The 18960-nt window shown below is 65.2% G+C and carries 21 protein-coding genes; 14 read left to right on the forward strand and 7 right to left on the reverse strand.

What is annotated here, in order from left to right:
- The first annotated feature begins 246 nt into the window (after positions 1-246).
- Positions 247-681, forward strand: a complete 435-nt coding sequence (locus HG262_RS20170) for a hypothetical protein (RefSeq protein WP_169272709.1) — start codon at positions 247-249, stop codon at positions 679-681.
- A gap of 32 nt (positions 682-713) precedes the next feature.
- Here the strand turns inward: HG262_RS20170 and HG262_RS20175 are convergent, their stop codons facing one another.
- Together HG262_RS20175 and HG262_RS20180 are read right to left on the reverse strand one after the other, a co-directional pair.
- Positions 714-1091, reverse strand: a complete 378-nt coding sequence (locus HG262_RS20175; protein ID WP_169272710.1) for a hypothetical protein — start codon at positions 1089-1091, stop codon at positions 714-716.
- Between the two features lie 143 nt (positions 1092-1234).
- Complete coding sequence (locus HG262_RS20180; RefSeq protein ID WP_248293433.1) at positions 1235-2533, reverse strand: dicarboxylate/amino acid:cation symporter; 1299 nt, start codon at positions 2531-2533, stop codon at positions 1235-1237.
- A gap of 282 nt (positions 2534-2815) precedes the next feature.
- On the opposite strand from HG262_RS20180, the gene HG262_RS20185 reads away from it, so the two are divergent.
- Positions 2816-3715 (forward strand): SMP-30/gluconolactonase/LRE family protein, encoded by a 900-nt coding sequence (locus tag HG262_RS20185; RefSeq protein WP_169272712.1) that lies wholly within the window; start codon positions 2816-2818, stop codon positions 3713-3715.
- 207 nt (positions 3716-3922) lie between these two features.
- Positions 3923-4987: a class II fructose-bisphosphate aldolase gene (gene fba / locus HG262_RS20190; protein WP_169272713.1), complete on the forward strand. Its 1065-nt coding sequence runs from the start codon at positions 3923-3925 to the stop codon at positions 4985-4987.
- Between the two features lie 143 nt (positions 4988-5130).
- Here the strand turns inward: fba and HG262_RS20195 are convergent, their stop codons facing one another.
- A complete protein-coding gene (locus HG262_RS20195) occupies positions 5131-5583 on the reverse strand; it encodes a GFA family protein (protein ID WP_169272714.1) in 453 nt (150 codons plus the stop codon).
- A gap of 264 nt (positions 5584-5847) precedes the next feature.
- Here HG262_RS20195 and HG262_RS20200 point away from each other — a divergent pair, with 264 nt between their 5' ends.
- From HG262_RS20200 to HG262_RS20225, 6 genes are all read left to right on the forward strand, one after another.
- A complete protein-coding gene (locus HG262_RS20200) occupies positions 5848-6729 on the forward strand; it encodes a phosphoribosylaminoimidazolesuccinocarboxamide synthase (protein ID WP_006222795.1) in 882 nt (293 codons plus the stop codon).
- Positions 6730-6874: 145 nt separating this feature from the next.
- A complete protein-coding gene (locus HG262_RS20205) occupies positions 6875-7033 on the forward strand; it encodes a DUF5993 family protein (protein ID WP_169272715.1) in 159 nt (52 codons plus the stop codon).
- Positions 7034-7043: 10 nt separating this feature from the next.
- Entirely contained in the window at positions 7044-7616 is a 573-nt protein-coding gene (locus HG262_RS20210; RefSeq protein WP_169272716.1) for a disulfide bond formation protein B, read from the forward strand.
- Between the two features lie 104 nt (positions 7617-7720).
- Entirely contained in the window at positions 7721-8242 is a 522-nt protein-coding gene (purE, locus tag HG262_RS20215) for a 5-(carboxyamino)imidazole ribonucleotide mutase (RefSeq protein ID WP_169272717.1), read from the forward strand.
- Between the two features lie 5 nt (positions 8243-8247).
- Positions 8248-9438 carry a 5-(carboxyamino)imidazole ribonucleotide synthase gene (locus HG262_RS20220; RefSeq protein ID WP_169272718.1) on the forward strand — a complete coding sequence of 397 codons (1191 nt, stop codon included), beginning with the start codon at positions 8248-8250 and terminating at the stop codon, positions 9436-9438.
- A gap of 14 nt (positions 9439-9452) precedes the next feature.
- Positions 9453-10514 (forward strand): L-threonylcarbamoyladenylate synthase, encoded by a 1062-nt coding sequence (locus tag HG262_RS20225; RefSeq protein WP_169272719.1) that lies wholly within the window; start codon positions 9453-9455, stop codon positions 10512-10514.
- A 54-nt stretch (positions 10515-10568) separates the two neighbouring features.
- On the opposite strand, the gene HG262_RS20230 is transcribed toward HG262_RS20225, so the two are convergent.
- The 4 genes from HG262_RS20230 to HG262_RS20245 are packed head-to-tail and all read right to left on the reverse strand — an operon-like array spanning position 10569 to position 13829.
- The gene (locus HG262_RS20230; protein ID WP_169272720.1) at positions 10569-11396 is read right to left on the reverse strand and encodes an IclR family transcriptional regulator C-terminal domain-containing protein; all 828 of its coding nucleotides are present in this window, start codon (positions 11394-11396) and stop codon (positions 10569-10571) included.
- Positions 11396-12034 carry a 3-oxoacid CoA-transferase subunit B gene (locus HG262_RS20235; protein ID WP_169272721.1) on the reverse strand — a complete coding sequence of 213 codons (639 nt, stop codon included), beginning with the start codon at positions 12032-12034 and terminating at the stop codon, positions 11396-11398. Before HG262_RS20235 ends, HG262_RS20230 begins: the two co-directional genes overlap by 1 nt.
- A gap of 9 nt (positions 12035-12043) precedes the next feature.
- Positions 12044-12724 (reverse strand): 3-oxoacid CoA-transferase subunit A, encoded by a 681-nt coding sequence (locus HG262_RS20240; protein ID WP_169272722.1) that lies wholly within the window; start codon positions 12722-12724, stop codon positions 12044-12046.
- Positions 12725-12776: 52 nt separating this feature from the next.
- Entirely contained in the window at positions 12777-13829 is a 1053-nt protein-coding gene (locus HG262_RS20245; protein WP_169272723.1) for a tripartite tricarboxylate transporter substrate binding protein, read from the reverse strand.
- A gap of 354 nt (positions 13830-14183) precedes the next feature.
- Between HG262_RS20245 and HG262_RS20250 the strand changes: the two genes are divergently transcribed.
- From HG262_RS20250 to HG262_RS20270, 5 genes are all read left to right on the forward strand, one after another.
- Entirely contained in the window at positions 14184-15206 is a 1023-nt protein-coding gene (locus tag HG262_RS20250; RefSeq protein ID WP_169272724.1) for an amino acid ABC transporter substrate-binding protein, read from the forward strand.
- A 139-nt stretch (positions 15207-15345) separates the two neighbouring features.
- On the forward strand, positions 15346-16212 hold the full coding sequence (locus tag HG262_RS20255) for an IclR family transcriptional regulator (protein WP_169272725.1): 867 nt from the start codon (positions 15346-15348) through the stop codon (positions 16210-16212).
- Between the two features lie 281 nt (positions 16213-16493).
- Positions 16494-17402 carry an arginase family protein gene (locus tag HG262_RS20260; RefSeq protein ID WP_169272764.1) on the forward strand — a complete coding sequence of 303 codons (909 nt, stop codon included), beginning with the start codon at positions 16494-16496 and terminating at the stop codon, positions 17400-17402.
- Positions 17403-17443: 41 nt separating this feature from the next.
- Positions 17444-18232 (forward strand): ABC transporter substrate-binding protein, encoded by a 789-nt coding sequence (locus HG262_RS20265; protein WP_169272726.1) that lies wholly within the window; start codon positions 17444-17446, stop codon positions 18230-18232.
- 31 nt (positions 18233-18263) lie between these two features.
- Positions 18264-18956, forward strand: coding sequence for an amino acid ABC transporter permease (locus tag HG262_RS20270; RefSeq protein ID WP_006222809.1), 693 nt, complete (start codon positions 18264-18266; stop codon positions 18954-18956).
- Positions 18957-18960 lie beyond the last annotated feature (4 nt).

Genomic DNA, 18960 nt, shown 5'->3' on the forward strand with positions numbered 1-18960 from the left:
GGGGCCCGATCGGGGCGGGGCGGTTGGCAGGGGCGACCTCGTCGGCGCGCAGGCGCCCCGGTTGTCGCATTCGCCGCGGGAACGCGCATCGGCGCAAAAACATCGCGCCCGGTCACAGACGGGGTGCCCCGCATCTGGTTAAATGGCGAAAGGGCGTAACGGCCTAAGGCGGAGCCGCGTTCTTGCGGCTTGCTCAGGCGAAGCCGTACTTTTCACGGTTCGCCATCCAATTTCCCGGAGCGCGCGATGGCACGATTCAATTTCACCCAAGACCCCGAAGAACCCGATCTGTGGGCGGCCGAGAACGTGCCCGCCGGCAACGGCCGTCCGCCCATCCACGTCATGATCCAGACGGACGGCGAAGAGCCTGACAGCGGCGCGTCCAAGGTGGTCAAGGCCATCATCGACAATCTGGACGACCACATCCTGGCGGCCTCCGAGTTCCTGCTGGACAACTACTCGTACGAACATTGCAAGAAGCTGGGCATCGAAGACGACCAGCTGCTGAAGGAAGAAACCGCAGAAGCCATGGCCGAAAAGGCCGTGCTGCGCGCGCTATGGCTGTTCGACGAAGACGGCGACGGCTACGAACTGTGGTTCACGCTGCCCTGGGATCCGGTCCACACGTACGACGTCGAATTCGAAGACGGCACGCCGGTGTCCTGCTCGGTCAACGACTAAGCCTGAACGGCCCTTGGCGGATGCGCGGGGGCCTAGCGGACCAGCTCGAACTTTGTCGCCAGGCTCTGGCCGAGCGATTCGTCGTAGCGGTAGTGCAATTTGATCGGCGTGCCTTTGCGGATCTGGCCGGGCGCCGTGTTCTCAAGCGTGACGTCGATGTCGCGGTCCACGAATTCGGTGCAATCCGTATCGGCGCGCGCCCCGTCGGGGATGTCGGCCGATCTGACCTTCAACCGGAACGTCGTCTGCGCCAGCTCCGTGCCATCGGTACGGTACTGGCGCATTTGCATGGCGGGGGTAGAGGCAGTGCCGGACAAATCGCATGAAATGCGGGTCCAGGCGTGTGCGGCAGGCACGGCGGCCATCAGGGCGATTGCCGCCACGATGCCGCGCAGGGGGTGGGGTGTCATGGCATGCGGGTAGCGCGTGACGCCGGGGCGCCGCGCCGGGTATCTGGCAGGGAGTCCTATGTTGCTCCCGGCGGCGCCGGCGGGTCAAGCTGACAGGTGTTAAGAAAAAAACGGGTTGCGGCCCGTTTTTTTTCGCGCGGTTTTTATGCGTCCTGGCTGGCAGGACGCGCCTTGCCGGCGCCGCCTTCGCCTGCCGGCGCGGGGTCGGGCTGGTCGCCCCGGTCGTCTTCCAGCTTGGCGATGACGGCGGTGGCCAGGCTGTTGCCGACCACGTTGGTTGCCGTGCGGCCCATGTCGAAGAACTGGTCGATGCCCATGATCAGCAGCAGGCCGGCTTCCGGCAGATGGAACATCGGCAGGGTGGCGGCCACGACGACGAGCGAGGCGCGCGCCACGCCGGCCATGCCCTTGCTGGTCACCATCAGCACCAGCAGCAACGTCAATTGCTGCGCGAAGCTCATCTCGATGTTGTAGGCCTGCGCGATGAACAGCACCGCAAAGGACTGGTACATCATCGAACCGTCCAGGTTGAACGAGTAGCCCAACGGCAGCACGAAGCCCGAAATGCGCTTGGACACGCCGAAACGCTCCAGCGCTTCGATGGTCTTCGGATAGGCTGATTCACTGCTGGCAGTCGAAAAGGCCAGCAGCGTGGGTTCCTTGATCAGGCCGCCCAGGCGGCGCGTGGACTTGCCCAGGAACAGGTAGCCCACGCCGAACAGGATGGCCCACAACAGCGCCAGGCCCAGGTAGAACTCGCCGATCAGCTTGCCGTAGCTGACCAGTACGCCCAGGCCTTCGGTGGTGATGGCGGCGGCCATGGCAGCGAACACCCCCAGCGGCGCGAAACGCATCACGTAATCCGTCACGCGGAACATGATCTTGGCCAGCTCGTCGATCATGTTGTAGATCGTGTTGTGGCCCTTGCTGCGGATGAAGGACAGCGCGGCACCGAAGAACAGCGAGAACACCAGGATCTGCAGGATCTCGTTGTTGGCCATGGCTTCGGCGATGCTCTTGGGGAACACGTGCGCGATGAAGGCCTTGAGCGTGAAGTCGCCCGTTTTCAGTCCCGACGTGATGCCCGCATCGGGAATTGCCAGGTTCATGTGCGCGCCGGGCTGGAAGATATTGACCAGCAGCAGGCCCAGCAGCAACGAGATCGCGGACGCGGCGATGAACCAGACCATGGCGCGCAGGCCGATGCGGCCCACGGCGTTGGCATCGCTCATGCTGGCCAGGCCGGACACCAGCGTGGCGAACACCAGCGGGGCGATGATCATCTTGATCATGCGCAGGAAGATGTCCGTGATCAGGCTGAAGTACGACGCGATCTGCGCCGCGTCTTTCGCGTCATGCGCTGTCTGGTTGCAGAGGTAGCCCACCACGATGCCCAACACCATCGCGATGCCGATGTAGCGCGTCAGCTTCTTTGTATTCATGATCAAAACGGAAACAGGGACCTGTCGCGGAGCCCGGGGAAGGGGCGGGGCCTGCCGGCATAGGGCGGGGCACGACGGTCCGGTGACGGATATGCCAGGGATGTCCCCGAAGTGCGGGTTTTCCCTTGGGGCGTGATGTTAATGCCGCGAAGCTGACAGCGAGTTGTCAGGTCGGGGACGGATCACTCATGCCAGAATGGGCCGGCGCCAAGGCCCGGTCGGCCATTGCGACCCATTGAAAAGAACCGGCCCCGAGCGGGGCGATAGACAGGAGACAAGGCAATGCCGAAACGCGAATTGTCCGTGCTGGCTTCCGGGTATACGTACCTGGAGGGGTTGCGCTGGCACGAGGACCGCTTGTGGGCGTCGGACTTCTATACCGAACAGGTGATCGCGGTGGACCTCCAGGGCAAGGTGGAGCAGATCTGCCGTGTGCCGCAGCAGCCTTCAGGCCTGGGCTGGCTGCCCGACGGGCGCCTCTTGATCTCGTCCATGAAAGACCGCAAGGTGCTGCGCCGCGAGCGGGACGGCACGTTGGCCGTGCATGCCGACTTGTCCGCGCTGACGGGCGGCCCGATCAACGATATGGTGGTGGACGCGCAAGGCCGGGCCTACGTGGGCAATTTCGGTTTCGACCTGATGGCGGGCGAGCCGGTCGCCACGACGACCCTGGTGCGCGTGGATACCGACGGCGTGGCGCAGGTGGTGGCGGATGGGCTGTGTTTTCCCAATGGCTCGTTCATCACGCCGGACGGCAAGACGCTGATCGTCAACGAGACCTTCGGCAACCGCATCTCTGAATTCGACATCCAGGCCAACGGGGCGCTGGGGCCCCGGCGCGACTGGGCGGACTTCGGCGCGCTGCCCGACAGCGACGACCTGTCGGTGCTGATCGCGGCGTCGGCCATCGGCCCGGACGGCGGCGCACTGGACGCGGAAGGGGCGGTTTGGGTGGCGGATGCCATCGGCAAGCGGATCGTGCGGGTCGAGCGCGGGGGCAAGATCCTGGAACAGATCGACACCGGCGAATTTGGCATCTTCGCCGCGGCGCTCGGCGGACCGGACGGCCGCACGCTATTCATGGCGGCAGCGCCCGACTTCATCGAAGCCAACCGCCGCGCCAAGCCCGAAGGCCGGATCCTGATGACGCGGGTGGACGTGCCGCACGCGGGCCGGCCGTAGCCGTCATTCCAGGCCAGCCAGGCGTAGCCGTCCGCGCCGGAATCGGCCTGGGCGCCGCCTCAATGGACGGGCGCCTCGCCCGTCTGTCCTCGACTGAATGGATCGGATACGGCCGGTTGCAAGACCTTTCAGCGATTCCCCCGTAAAATCACACCATTCAGCAGGACTTCAACCATCTTTCAATAGACAGTCTTAGGAGGACCACTCATGGCCCTAGTCTCCATGCGCCAGTTGCTCGACCATGCCGCCGAGCACGGCTACGGCATTCCGGCGTTCAACGTCAACAACCTGGAACAGGTCCAGGCCATCATGGAAGCCGCTGCGGAGACCGACAGCCCGGTGATCATGCAGGCCTCGGCCGGCGCGCGCAAGTACGCGGGCGAAGGCTTCCTGAAGCACCTGATCCAGGCCGCGGTGGAATCCTATCCGCACATCCCCGTCGTGATGCACCAGGACCACGGCCAGTCGCCGAAGGTCTGCCAAGGCGCCATCGACCTGGGTTTCTCCAGCGTGATGATGGACGGTTCGCTCAAGGAAGACGGCAAGACCATCGCCGACTACGACTACAACGTCGACGTCACCAAGAAGGTCGTGGACATCGCCCACAAGCTGGGCGTGACCGTTGAAGGCGAGCTCGGCTGCCTGGGTTCGCTGGAAACCATGGAAGGCGACAAGGAAGACGGCCACGGCGCCGACGGCAAGCTGACCATGGACCAGTTGCTGACCGACCCGGAACAAGCCGCCGACTTCGTGCGCCGCACGCAACTGGACGCCCTGGCCATTGCCATCGGCACCAGCCACGGCGCCTACAAGTTCACGCGCAAGCCCACCGGCGACATCCTGTCGATCGCCCGCATCAAGGAAATTCACGCCCGCCTTCCGAACACCCACCTGGTGATGCACGGCAGCTCCAGCGTGCCGCAGGAACTGCTGGCCGAGATCCGTGAATTCGGCGGCAACATGAAGGAAACCTACGGCGTGCCGGTCGAGGAAATCCAGGAAGCCATCAAGTACGGCGTCCGCAAGATCAACATCGACACCGACATCCGTCTGGCCATGACCGGCGCGATCCGCCGCTTCTTCGCCGAGAATCCCGAAAAGTTCGACCCGCGCGAATACCTGAAGCCTGCCCGTGCCGCCGCCAAGGCCATCTGTGTGGCTCGCTACACGGAATTCGGCACGGCCGGCAACGCCAGCAAGATCCGCGCGCTGCCGCTGACCGACATCGCCGCGCAATACGCGTCGGGCAAGCTGTCGCAAGTGGTGCAGTAAGCCTTCCGCGCCGCCGCCTTCGGGCGGCGGTCCGGCAGTGAAAAGGGGCGGGTCCAAACGGACCCGCCCCTTTCTTTTGCGGGGTGTCGCCGACCGCGCTTTTTCTCGCGTCTTCCCCGCTCTTTCCCTGATGGCCGCGACGCCTAGGCGGCCGGGCCGTTTTGCGGAAAGTGCGGGACGTTTTTGTCCACGTGGTGCCAGGAGGGGGCCGAGCTCGTCCACAGGCTGGCCTGGGCGTGGAAGGCCTCCGGATCGTCCAGCGACCCGGCCCGGACCACTTCGTAACCCATGCCTTCGGAGCCGCCGAACAGCGGCGTGCCACAGGCGCCGCAGAAGCTGCGCATGACGGTGTGGCCGGAATCGCCCTTGTAGCGGTGTTCCTTGGCCTGGCCACGCAGCATCGTGACCGACCCGGCGGCGAAAATCAGCGCATGGGCCGGGGCGCCGCCGCTGGAATACTGGCAGTCCCGGCAATGACAGGTGGCGGCGGTGATGGGCTCGTCGGTGACGGCGTAACGGACGGCGCCGCACTGGCAACCGCCAGTCAGATGTACCTGCGCGTCGGCGGGCGGGCGTTTGAGGGAAGCATCCTGCATACGGCTTTGTCTCCGGACGTAAGGTCAGCGCCGTGACGCCCAGGGGCGGCCGGTGCGAATAGTGTGTTGGGAATCAGAGCCTAACCCGGCCCCCGCTGCCCGGCAAGGCGGACATATTTGCAGTAATCTATGCGCTTTGCGGGGCTGGCGCGGCAGCGCTTCGTGTGTCATGCGGCGTCCCCGCGCAGTTTCCGATTTCGTTCTACTTCCCGCCCTGGCGCTTGCCCGAGGCGGGAATCTTCATTTTTGCCATAGGCCATTCCCGTGACTTCTGCTTTGCATCAATCCAGCATCAAGTCCTTGCCGCTGCTGGGCCGCGGTAAGGTGCGCGATATGTACGCGGTGGGCGACGACAAGTTGCTGATCGTCGCGTCGGATCGTATCTCCGCTTTCGACGTGATTCTTGACGATCCCATTCCCGGCAAAGGGCAGGTGCTGACCGAGCTGACCGAATTCTGGTTGCAGAAACTGGCCCACATCCTGCCGAACCACTCCACGGGCGTGAAGCCCGAAGACGTGGTGGCCCCGGACGAGGTGGACCAGGTGCGCGGCCGCGCCGTCGTGGTCAAGCGCCTGAAGCCGATCCTGGTGGAAGCGGTTGCCCGCGGCTACCTGATCGGATCCGGCTGGAAAGACTACCAGTCCACCGGCGCCATCTGCGGCATCAAGCTTCCTGCCGGCCTGCAGCAGGCCAGCCAGTTGCCCGAGCCGATCTTCACGCCTGCCGCCAAGGCCGAATTCGGCATGCACGACGAAAACGTCGACTTCGCGCACGTGGTCAAGGAAGTGGGCCAGGAATTGGCCGAGCGCATCCGCGACGTCACGCTCAAGCTGTATGCCGAAGCCGCCAAGTTCGCCGCCACCAAGGGCATTATCATCGCCGACACCAAGTTCGAATTCGGCTTGGACGACAACGGCACGCTGCACCTGATGGACGAAGTGCTGACGCCCGATTCGTCGCGCTTCTGGCCGGCCGACGGCTACCGCGTCGGCATCAGCCCCCCGTCGTTTGACAAGCAATTCGTGCGCGACTGGCTGGAAACCCAGACCTGGGACAAGACGCCGCCCGCCCCGCGCCTGCCGCAGGACGTGCTGGAAAAGACGGCCGCCAAGTACCGCGAAGCGCTGGACCGATTGATCGCCTGATCCTCCCCGACTGACCGAAACCCGCTCGAATGAGCGGGTTTTTTTTTGAGGTCGGGCTTAGGGGTATCGATAACAATTATTGCGTATTGTTACGTTATACTCGTCGGCTGCCTTAGCAGGACGTCCGTCGACAGGAGTCTTACGCATGATCATGATGTTGCCCTTTCTGACCGGATCGGTCGCGGTGTGGTTCGGAGTGCTGGGAAAGCGCCGCCCGTGCGTGACGTTCTGGCTGCTCACGCTCGCGATCTTCGCCGCGTGGTGCCACTATCACATGACCAGCCCTCTGGCGCTGTCCTGGTAAGGGCGAGGCGATGATCTTCTCCCGCAACCCGGCGCGCGGTTCGCGCGTGCTGAACGGCCTGGCACTGCTGGGTGTCACCGGCATCCTGGGCATGGCCTTCGCTTGGCAGTTCCTCTATGGGGAACTGCCGTGTCCCCTGTGCCTGCTCCAGCGCTTGGCGTTCATCCTGGCCGGGGTGGGATTCCTGCTGAACATGCGGGTAGGGCCGTCGCCCATGCATTACGGCATGAGCATCGCGGCCTCGCTGGGCGGCATGGTCGCCTCGGGTCGGCAGGTGTTGCTGCTCATCGCGCCCGGCGATCCTGGCTATGGCACGCCGTTCATGGGACTGCATTTCTACACCTGGGCGTTCATCGCCTTTGCCGCCATCATCGTCTTCTGCGTGGTGATGCAGTCCGCAGACCGCAAATGGGGCGATAGCATGCTGAAGAAGCCGGTCTCGGCGCTGGGTCTCGTCGTCATGGCCCTGTTTTTCATCATATCGCTGGCCAACGCCGGCAGCACTACCTTGGAGTGCGGTTTCGGGCCTTGCCCGGACAACCCGGACAGCTATCTGTGGCTGTCCTCCGCGACCGCGCCATAGGCGATCGCGCGCGCCGGGTAAAATACCGGGTTTCGCGGACCGAATCCGCGGCCCTTTGACATTCCGCGGGCAGGTTCCGCGGTCTTACCTCTTTGACACCGGTTATGACAGCCAAGACTTCCGCAGCGGCAGAGGCCACCCCCGTGGTGGGCGTGATTATGGGTTCTTCCAGCGATTGGGAGGTCATGAAGCACGCGGTCACCATGCTGGAGGATTTCGGCGTGGCCTACGAGGCGCGCGTGATTTCCGCGCACCGCATGCCGCAGGACATGGCGGAATACGGCGCGGCGGCGCATGACCGCGGCCTGCGCGGCATCATCGCCGGGGCCGGCGGCGCGGCCCACTTGCCGGGCATGATGGCGGCGCTGACTGAAGTACCGGTATTCGGCGTGCCGGTGCCGTCCAAATACCTGCGTGGCGAAGACTCACTGCTGTCCATCGTGCAGATGCCCAAGGGCGTGCCGGTGGCCACCTTCGCGATCGGCGAGGCGGGCGCGGCCAATGCGGCGCTGCACGTGATCGCCACGCTGGCCGGCACCGACGCCGGCCTGCACAAGAAGTTGGTGGCGTTCCGCGCGCGGCAGACGCAAGCTGCCCGCGACATGAAGGTTCCGCCCGAGGCCTGATCCGTATGACTCAATCGACTCCTTTCATGATTGCCCCCGGCGGCTGGCTGGGCCTTTTGGGCGGCGGCCAACTGGGCCGCATGTTCTGCCACGCGGCGCAAAGCCTCGGCTACAAGGTCGCCGTGCTGGATCCGGCCGACGAATGCCCTGCCGGCATGGTGGCCGACCTGCACATCCAGGCCGCCTACGATGACGAAGCCGGCCTGGCCCGGTTGGCCCAGACCTGTCAGGCCGTCACCACCGAATTCGAAAACGTCCCCGCCGACAGCCTGCGCACGCTTGCGACGCGCTGCCGCGTAAGCCCGGCCGCGGACGCCGTGGCTATCGTGCAGGACCGTATCACCGAAAAGACGTTCATCGCCTCGCAAGGCATTCCCGTTGCGCCGCACGCCGCCATCCGCACCGAAGCGGACCTGCGCGCCGCGCCCGACGCCTTGTTCCCCGGCATCCTGAAGGTCGCCCGCCTGGGCTACGACGGCAAGGGCCAAGCCCGCATCGATACGCGTGAAGCGGCGCTGGCCGCCTTCGCCGACTTCGGCGGCGTGGCCTGCGTGCTGGAAGCGCTGATGCCGCTGGACTACGAGATTTCCGTTGTGATCGCACGCGGTTTCGACGGCGCCTCCGTGGTATTTCCGGTGGCGCGCAACGTGCACCGCGACGGCATCCTGGCGGTGTCCACCGCAGCGCCGGTGCAGCTGGACGCGGCCCACGCCGAACGCCAGGCCCGCGCGACCGAGGCTGCGCAGTCGATCGCGCAAGGCCTGGGCTACCACGGCGTGCTGTGCGTGGAGTTCTTCGTCCTGAAGGACGGCAGCTTGATCGTCAACGAGATCGCGCCGCGCCCGCACAACAGCGGCCACTACACGATGAACGCCTGCGTCACGAGCCAGTTCGAGCAGCAGGCGCGCGCCATGGCCGGCCTGCCGCTGGGCAGCGCCTCGCTGCTGGCGCCCGCCGTTATGCTCAATATCCTGGGCGACATCTGGTATGCGTCGTCGACCGCGACGACGCAGCGCGAACCCGACTGGGCCGCCGCGCTGTCCGTGCCGACGGCCAAGCTGCACCTGTACGGCAAGCGGGAAGCGCGCCGTGGCCGCAAGATGGGCCACATCACCATCGTGGCGCCCACCCTGGACCAGGCCCGTGCCGACGCCGCCCGCGTGGCTGCCGCGCTGGGCATGCAAGCCCCCGAGTAAGCCGCGACGATCCGATGCCTTCCTTGCCCCCGCATGAATCCGCCAGCGCCGCGGAGATCGCCCACGCCGCGCAACGCCTGCTGGATGGCGAGCTGGCCGCTTTTCCCACCGAGACCGTCTACGGCCTGGGAGCGGACGCGGAAAGCCCGCAAGCGGTAGCGAAGATCTATGCGGCCAAGGGCCGGCCGTCGAATCATCCTGTCATTGTGCACATCGCGCCGCAAGGCGACGTGTCGTACTGGGCGGCCGAGGTGCCGCCCGAGGCGCGCCTGCTGATCGACGCGTTCTGGCCCGGGCCGCTGACGCTGATCCTCAAGCGCGCGCCGCACATCGTGGACACGGTCAGCGGGGGACAGGACAGCATCGGCATCCGCTGTCCCTCGCATCCCGTGGCGCAGGCGCTGCTGGCCGCGTTCGCCGCGGGCAAGCCGAACGGGCAGGGCGGCGTGGCCGCGCCGTCGGCCAACAAGTTCGGCCAGGTATCGCCCACGCGCGCCGAGCACGTGCGCCATGAATTCCCCGAAGCCGTCGCGGCCGGCATGCCCGTGCTGGAGGGCGGCGCATCGGAAGTCGGCATCGAATCCACCATTCTGGACCTGTCGCGCCTGGACCGCGGCGCCGGCCCCGTGCTGCTGCGTCCCGGCCATATCAGCGCCGCGCAGATCGAAGCGGTGCTGGGCGTGCAGGTGTTCGCACCGGACGCCGCCGCGCCGCGGGCTTCAGGCACGCTGAAAGCGCACTACGCGCCGCGCACGCCGCTGGAGCTGGCGTCGGACGCGCGCTTGCAGGACGTGGCGCTGGGCCGCAACCTGCCGGAAGGCAGGGTGGTGGTGGTGGCGTATGGCGATGCGCCCACGGCGTTGGATGCGCGTTTGCAGTGGCATCCCGTGCCCGCGGACCCGGCGCGGTATGCACAGGCCCTGTATGGCCTGCTGCGCGACCTGGACAAGCAGGGCTATGCGCGCATCATCGTGCAGGCGCCCCCGGCCACCGACGAATGGCAAGCGGTCAACGACCGCATCGGCCGCGCCGCCGCCGCGTTCACGCTGGATACGACGGACCTGCAAAGTCCGTAAAGCCCAGGAGTGGCGGGGGCTTCATGCCGGATCTCGCCATCGTACACATCGCTTTTACGCGACCAGGAACTCCCCGATTCTCTCCACGGCCTGCCGCAAGGGCGGCAGGAACTCGTCCGTCAGGCGGTTCAGCGGCACCCGCGCCGCTTTGACACTGACGTTCACGGCGCCGCAGGCCTTGCCGCTGGCCGAGCGCACGGGAACCGAGATCGCGCGCACGTTCAATTCCAGTTCCTGGTCGACCACCGCGTAGCCTTGCTCGCGGATGCGCGCCAGCTCGGCGCGCAGTTTCGTTTCAGTGGTGAGCGTGAATTCCGTATAGGGCTGCAGGTCGACGGTGGCGAAATAGCGCGCCAGCGCGGGCTCGGGCAGTTGCGCCAGCAGCACGCGCCCGATCGACGTGCAATACGCCGGCAAGCGGCTGCCCAGCCCCATGGAGGTGGCCAGCAGGCGGTTCACTTCGGAGCGCGCCAGGTACAGCATCTCGTGGCCTTCCATGATGGCCAGCGCACAGGTTTCGTTGACGGTGGCGCTCAGTTCTTCCAGCACCGGCTGCGCCAGCGAGACGAACGGCGTGGATGAAAAATACGCGTAGCCCAGGCCCAGGATGCGCGGCGTCAGCACATACAGCCGGCCATGCTGTTCGGCGATGCCCAGCAGGATCAACGTGTGCAGGCAACGTTGCACGACGGCGCGCGGTAGCGCGGCGCGGCGGCTCAGCTCCGCCGCAGTCTGCGGATGGCGGCGCGTGCCGAACGCGCGGATCACATGCAGCCCGCGCGCAAGCGTCAGCATGTAGTCCGGGTCGCCGCGCAACTGGTCGGGGTGGTCTTCCGCCGCAAGCGGGGCGGCGTAGCCGGGCGGGGGAAGATTGGGCGGCATCAGCCTGCGCGCAGTGGCGCGCCGGTGCGCGCTTGCAGTTCGTTCAGAGTCATGCCGTCGATCATATCCCGAACCACCAGGCCGTCCGGCGTGACGTCGATGACGGCAAGGTCCGTGTAGATGCGGTCGACCACGCCGGCGCCTGTCAGCGGATACGTGCAGCGTTCGACGATCTTTGGATCGCCGTTCTTGCTGTTGTGCTCCATCATGATGAATACGCTGCGCGCGCCGACGGCCAGGTCCATCGCGCCGCCGACGGCCGGCGCTTCGCCCGGCTTGGCCAGCGACCAGTTGGCCAGATCGCCGTTGGCCGCGACCTGCATGCCGCCCATGACGCAGATGTCCAGATGGCCGCCGCGCATCATCGCGAACGAATCCGCGTGGTGGAAGTACGAACCGCCTTCCAGCAGCGTCACCGGCTGCTTGCCGGCGTTGATCAGGTCCAGGTTGACGGCGTCTTCAGCGGGTGGCGGGCCCATGCCCAGGATGCCGTTTTCGCTGTGCAGCACGATCTCGCGGCCGGGCGGAAGATGGGCCGCCACCAGCACCGGCATGCCGATGCCCAGGTTGACGTAGCTGCCGTCGGGGATGTCCAGGGCCAGGCGGCGTGCCATGGCTTCGCGGGTGAGGGGGCGCATAAGATTCCTTCAGCTGGAAAAGGCGGCGTTGGCCACCTCGGTGACGCGCGCGACGAAGATGCCCGGCGTCACCACGGCTTCGGGCGAGAGGTCGCCCAGTTCGGCCTTGGCGCGCACTTGCACGATGGTGGTCTTGGCCGCCATGCACATGATGGGCCCGAAGTTGCGCGCGCTCTTGTGATAGGTCAGGTTGCCCCAGCGGTCTCCCTGATCGGCCTTGACCAGCGCAAAGTCGCCATGCAGCGGCTTTTCGAACACATGGCCGCGGCCGTCGATGATGCGGGTCTCTTTGCCCTGGGCCAGTTCGGTGCCGTAGGCGGTGGGCGTGAAGAAGCCGCCCAGACCGGCGCCGGCCGCGCGCAACCGTTCCGCGATGGTGCCTTGCGGCACGCATTCCAGTTCGATGCCGCCGCGGCGGTACAGGTCGTCGAAGACCCAGGAATGCGACGCCTTGGGAAACGAGCAGATCACTTTACGCACGCGACCCGCCTTGATCAGCGCGGCCAGGCCGGTTTCATGGTTGCCGGCATTGTTGCTGACCACGGTCAGTTCGCGCGCGCCTTGATCGATCAGCGCGTGGATCAGTTCGGTGGGCATGCCGGCGCCGCCGAAGCCGCTGATCAGCACCGTGGCGCCGTCGTGGATGTCCGAGACCGCAGCCTCGGGGGTGTCGATGAACTTGTTGATCATGATGGGACTCCGATCGGGCCAGGCGTGGCGCAGTGCCACGCCCGATCCGCGTTCAATTCACGGTGATGCCGGCCTGCTTGATGATTTCGGCATAACGCGCCGAATCGGTCTTCATCAGGTCCGTGAACTGCGCCGTGGTGCCGCTGACGGGCAGGAAGCCCGCGTCCACGAATTTTTGCTTTACATCGGGCTCCTTGACGATCTCGGCGATCTCGCGCGCCATGCGTTCGATGATCGGCTTGGGGGTGCCGGCCGGCGCCATCAGCCCCGCCCAGGAACCCGTCACGAAGCCGGGCATGCCCGCCTCTTCCATCGTGGGGATGTCGGGTTCGGTGGGCCAACGTTCCTTGCCCGTGAACGCCAGCGCCTTCAGTCGGTTCTGCTTGACGTATTGCATCGGCACCAGGATCGGGTCGAACACCATGGACACGCGCCCGCCCAGCAGATCGGTCAGGATGGGGGCGCTGCCCTTGTAGGCCACGTGCGTCATCGTGAGCTTGTTCTGCAGCGCGAAGTCGGCGCCCGTCAGGTGCGCGCTGGAGCCGTTGCCGCTAGAGGCATAAGTCAGCTTGTCCGGGTTCTTGCGGCCATAGGCGACCAGGTCGGCCACGGTCTTGACCGGCAGGTCTTGCGCCACGAACAGGAACAGGGGCAGGTCGGCCATCTGCACCACCGGCGTCAGGTCGGCCGGGGCGTAGGTCAGCTTGTACAGGTGGAAGTTGATGATGTAGGCGGGCAGGATCGACAGGAAGGTATAGCCGTCCGCATCTGCCTTGGCCGCGATGGCCGAGCCGACGCTGCTGTTGGCCCCCGGCCTGTTTTCGACGATGATCGTTTGCTTCAGGCGCGGCCCCAGTTTTTCCATCACGATACGGGTCACGATATCGGTGGAGCCGCCCGGCGTGTAGGGCACGATGATCTTGATGGGCTTGCTGGGCCAGTCGTCCGCGGCCTGGGCCAGTCCGGTACTCAGGCCCGCCGCGGCCAGCGCGGACAACAACAGGGTCTTCAGGGCGATACGGCGGGGCGCTGCGGCGTGACGAAGCGCTGCGGCGTGACGAAGCGCTGCGGCGCGGCGGGGCTGCGATTTTCTTGCTTGTGCCATGGATTGGTCTCCTCCATGAATCGGCCGAGTATCGATGCGCGTCCGGGGATTTTTGTTGTGACGCGATCGGCTTTTTTGTTGCAACGCCGATGCCGCTGAGCGGACACCGGCGCAAAAAAAAGTATGGCATGCAAGCCCTGCGCGGGTGGCTTGAGAGGGCGGGATAAAGTTCGATCACCGGACAAATTTGATAGGGGCGACGGTGGGCAGTCCCCCGGGTTTCCTCTAGGCCCGATCGCGTTGTTCACGCAGTGGACATGGCGTAATCTGGCGGCCGGCCCGATAACGCTGGGCTCGGTTTCAGCCGGGACGGCTTACAAGGCTGCCCGGGCATCTATCTCAGGAGAGGCAACAATGAAGCGGTCCATCTTGTTTGCAGCCGGCGCGCTCGCCCTGGCTTGCGCGTCCCAGGCGGCGGTCGCCGGCCCCACGCTGGATGCGGTGAAGAAAAAAGGGTTCGTGCAGTGCGGCCTGACCGACGGCGTCTCTGGCTTTTCCGCCACCAACAGCAAGGGGGAATGGGAAGGCATGGACGTGGATATCTGCCGCGCGGTCGCCGCGGCCGTATTCGGCGATTCGACCAAATTCAAGGGCACGGCGCTGTCGACCCAGCAACGCTTCACCGCGCTGCAATCGGGCGAAGTCGACGTGCTGCTGCGCACCGTCACGCTGACCCAGACGCGCGACACGTCGCTGGGCCTGTCCGCCGTCGCCGCCAGCTTCTATGACGGCCAGGGCATCCTGGTGAACAAGAAGCTGGGTGTCAAGAGCGCCAAGGAACTGAACGGCGCGACCGTCTGCGTGCAGCCGGGCACCACCACGGAACTGAACCTGGCCGACTGGTTCCGCGCCAACAAGATCGAATTCAAGCCGGTCGTGATCGACAAGGTGACCGAAGTCGTGCGCGCCTTCGAATCCGGCCGCTGCGACGCCTTCACCGACGATGCCTCGCAATTGGCCGCCGTGCGCGCCACGCAAGTCGCCAATCCGAATGACTACGAGATCCTGCCGGAACGCTTCTCGAAGGAACCGCTGGGCCCGATGGTGCGCCAGGGCGACGAGAACTGGCTGGGCATCGTGCGCTGGACCTTGTTCGCGCTGCTTGAGGCCGAGGAATACGGCATTACGCAGAAGAACGTGGACGAGATGCTCAAGAGCAACAACCCCAACGTGCTGCGCATCCTGGGCGTGACGCCTGGCGCCGGCAAGAATATGGGGCTGGACGAAAAGTGGGCCTACAACGCCATCAAGGCGGTCGGCAACTACAGCGAAGTGTTCGAGCGCAACGTTGGCAAGGACAGCAAGCTGGGTCTTCAACGCGGCACGAACGCGCTGTGGAACCAGGGCGGGGCCATGTACCCGTGGCCGATCCGCTGACGTCCGGCAGGCGGTGACGAAAAGGCGGCCCGCGATGCGGGGCGCCTTTTTTTGCCTCTGCCTTATTTGCAATCGCCATGCGATATAAGCGAACCGTAATGCGGTACGCTATGCGCTTTCCCTTTGCACGCCGCGTGCCATGACCCTGACTCGACACCCCGAGGATTCCCCGTTGTTCGTTGCCGCGCTGGCGCGCGGCATTTCCCTGCTGCGGGCATTCAGCGAAGGTCAGCCGGCCATGACGTTGCCGGAGCTTGCGGACGTCACGGGCTTGAGCAAAAGCGCGGTGCAACGCTTCACGCATACGCTGTGGACGCTCGGTTACCTGCGCAAAGATCCGGTCAGCAAGAAGTTCTCGCTGGCGCCCTGGTCGCTGGAGCTGGGCATGAACTATGTGCAGACCAGCCCGCTGGTGCTGGGCGGCAACCCGTTTTTGCACACATTGAACCGCAACTGCCAGGAAACCTGCAGCCTGGCGGAACCGGATGGGTTGGATATGGTGTACGTGGCGCGTTTCGCCACCCACAAGGAAATGTTCGTGAACATGCCGGTGGGCATGCGCTTGCCCCTGTATTGCACGGCGGCTGGACGCGCCGTGCTGGCCAAGCTGGACCCGGACGTTGCGCGGGACCTGCTGGAACGCGGCGACCGCAAGCCTTATACGGCGAACACGATCACCACCATGGACGCCTTGTTGGCCGAACTGGATTTTGCCCGGCGCCACGGCTATGCGCGTTCCAATGGCGAGTTCTACCCCGGCGACATCACAGTCAGCGCGGCGGTCCTGGACGCCGGCGGCATCCCTTTGGGCGCCGTGAACGTGTCCGTCCCGTCAAGCCGATGGTCGTTTGAACAGGCGCAAGCCGTTTTCGGCCCGCAGGTGGTGGAAACCGCGCACGCGATCAGTGCATCGCGCACGTTGGGCCGTTCGCATCCGTTCTATCAGATGGAGCCGCCCGGCGGCGCCTTGCGCGGCGCCATGCCGCCGGCCGACGCCGAAGCCTGACCGGACCGCATGCTGCATTGCGGTGCCGGCGACGCACCATGGCGGGGCGCTTGCGCGCCTATTGCTGACTAAATCACTCAACTAATTTTCTGACCTTAGGGGAAACTCCCTAATTGGCCGCCTGGGTTCTTACTTGCTAATCTATTTGCGACACGAACGTATCGCACAGCGATTCGTTTGAATCTAAATAGAGTTTGAGCCGGCCATTGTCGGCCAGGCATGCCAGGAGCCGCGCTGTGCCGCAGTCATCTGAAGTCAGTTTCAATCCCGTCGCCGGATTCATGGGCCTGCCGGCCGCGCGCGAGGCGGGGGCGGGCAAGGCGCGTGCTTGCGTGGTCGGCATCCCGTTCGACTGCGGCACCCACCCGTTCCGCGTGGGGTCGCGGCAGGGCCCGGACGCCATCCGCGAGCAGTCCCGGCTGCTGCGTCCCGTCGACATCTTCCGGCGTAACGGCATCGACAACCCGCCCGAATTCCTGCGAGCCATCGACGTGGGCAACGTCGCCTGCCATCCCGGCGACCCGGACGCCTCCTATCCGCTGATCGAAGCCGGCATCGGCGCGATCCTGGACGCGGGCGCCATTCCGATTTCGATGGGGGGCGACGGCGCGGTGACGCTGCCGCAATTGCGTGCCGTAGCGCGTCGCCATCCGGATTTCGTCGTGCTGCATTTCGATTCGCATACGGATACCTATCCGATCCCCGGCTACAACACGGCCACGACCTTCACACGCGCCGCCGAAGAAGGACTGCTGGACGTCGCTTCCAGTTTTCACGTGGGCACCCGGGGAAGCTCCTTCATGCCGGGGGTACTGGAATTCGGGCGCGAGGTTGGCTACACGATCGTGCCCTACGACGATTTTGATCAGGACCAGAAGGCCACGCTGGCCGACATCAAGCAGCGCATTGGCCAACGGCCCGTCTATCTGTGCTTTGACATGGACATCTTCGACCCCTCTTGCGCGCCGGGCGTCTGCACGCCGGAGTGGGGGGGGCTGACGGCCAAGGAGGGGCTGGCGCTGTTGCGCCAGCTTGCCGGCCTGAACTTCGTGGCGTTTGACGTCAATACCGTGTCGCCGCCGCAAGACGTGCAGGGGGCCACCGCCTTCCTGGCTGCCACCGTGATGCAGGAATTCTGCGCGTTGGCGGCGGTCGCTGTGCAGCAGTACCCGCAAGGCCGTCCGGCTTGAGCCGCAGCATCCGGGGTATTCATTCATTCAAGGGGAAAACGATGACACTCAAATCCATCCTGCTGGGCATGGCCGCTGCCAGCCTGTTGGTCCAATCAGGTGCGCAAGCGCGCACGCTGGACGAAGTGCGTGCGGACAAGAACCTGGCCGTGGTCACGACGGCATCCGCGCCGCCGCACGGGTTCAAGAACCCAAAATCCAATCAGCTGGAAGGCATCATGGTGGACGTGGCCGCAGGCGTGGCCAAGCACCTGAAGGTGGGGGACAAGCTGACCGACGTCCCGTTTTCGGGCCTGATTCCCACGCTGACTTCCGGGCGCGCGGATGTCATGTCCGCGCCGCTGTTCATTACCGAAGAACGGGCAAAGGCCATCGACTTTTCGGCGCCTGTCTATGAATGGGGCGAAGGCATCGTCGTCAGCGACAAGGCCGCCAGGAAGTACGCCAAGTTTGAAGACATGCAGGGGCAACGGGTTGGCGTGCTGGTGGATTCGGTCCAGTTCAACATGATCAAGGACATGCCGGGCACCAAGGTCACGACCTACCAGGACTACTCCACCTTGCTGGCGGATGTGCGTGCCGGCCGCATCGACCTGGGCATCGTGGATCCGCCCAGCATCATCTATCAGATCCAGACAAAGAACATCCCGGGCGTGAAGCTCGACACCGGCTACCAACCGCAGCGCAAGTGGCAAGTCGGGATGGCCGTGCAGAAAGGCAACGCCGCGCTGCTGGACGCGGTGAATGGCGCCTTGGCCGAGATGAAGCAGAACGGAGAGATGGACGCCATCGGAAAGAAATGGGGCGTGTCTGACTTGATGAGCAAGTAAGCGCCGCAACGGCACGGATAAGGAGTACGACTTGGATCTCGCTACGCTGCGCATGTACCTGACCCCTTTGGCCGAGGGTACGGTCTGGACTCTGGCGCTGTTTTTCTGTTCGGCTTTCCTGGCGGTGGCGTTGGGCCTGGTCGTCTGTTTGTGCCGCTTGTCGCCTTCGCGGCTGTTGAGCCGGGGCGCGCGCTTCTACATCGAAGTGATACGCGGCACGCCGCTGCTGCTGCAATTGTTCTACATCTACTACGGCTTGCCCGAGATGGGGGTGGTAATCAACGGTTTCGTGGCCGGCGTGCTGGGCCTCACGTTGAACTTCGGCGCCTATCTGGCCGAGCTCTTCAGAAGCGGCATCCAGTCTGTGGACACCGGCCAATACGAGGCGGCGCGCGCGCTGGGCCTGCGCAAGGTACAGCGGCTGCGCCGGATCGTGCTGCCGCAGGCGTTGCGAACGGTGTTCCCCGCGCTGGGGAACTATGCGCTGGTGTTGATCAAGGAAACGTCGCTGGTGGCCGTCATCAGCGTGTACGAACTGATGCGGGCAGGCGAGATGCTGGCCGGCGCGACGTTTCAGGCGCTGACGGTCTACACGATGGTGGGTGTCATCTACTTTGCCATGTGCAGCGTGCTGTCGTATCTGTTCCGGCGTTCTGAAAAGCGACTGACGGTGCCGGGCTACTGGAGTGGCGCCGGCGAGAACCACGATATTTCCAAGGCCTGACACG

Source organism: Achromobacter sp. Bel (assembly GCF_012928505.1).
Taxonomy (GTDB): domain Bacteria; phylum Pseudomonadota; class Gammaproteobacteria; order Burkholderiales; family Burkholderiaceae_B; genus Achromobacter.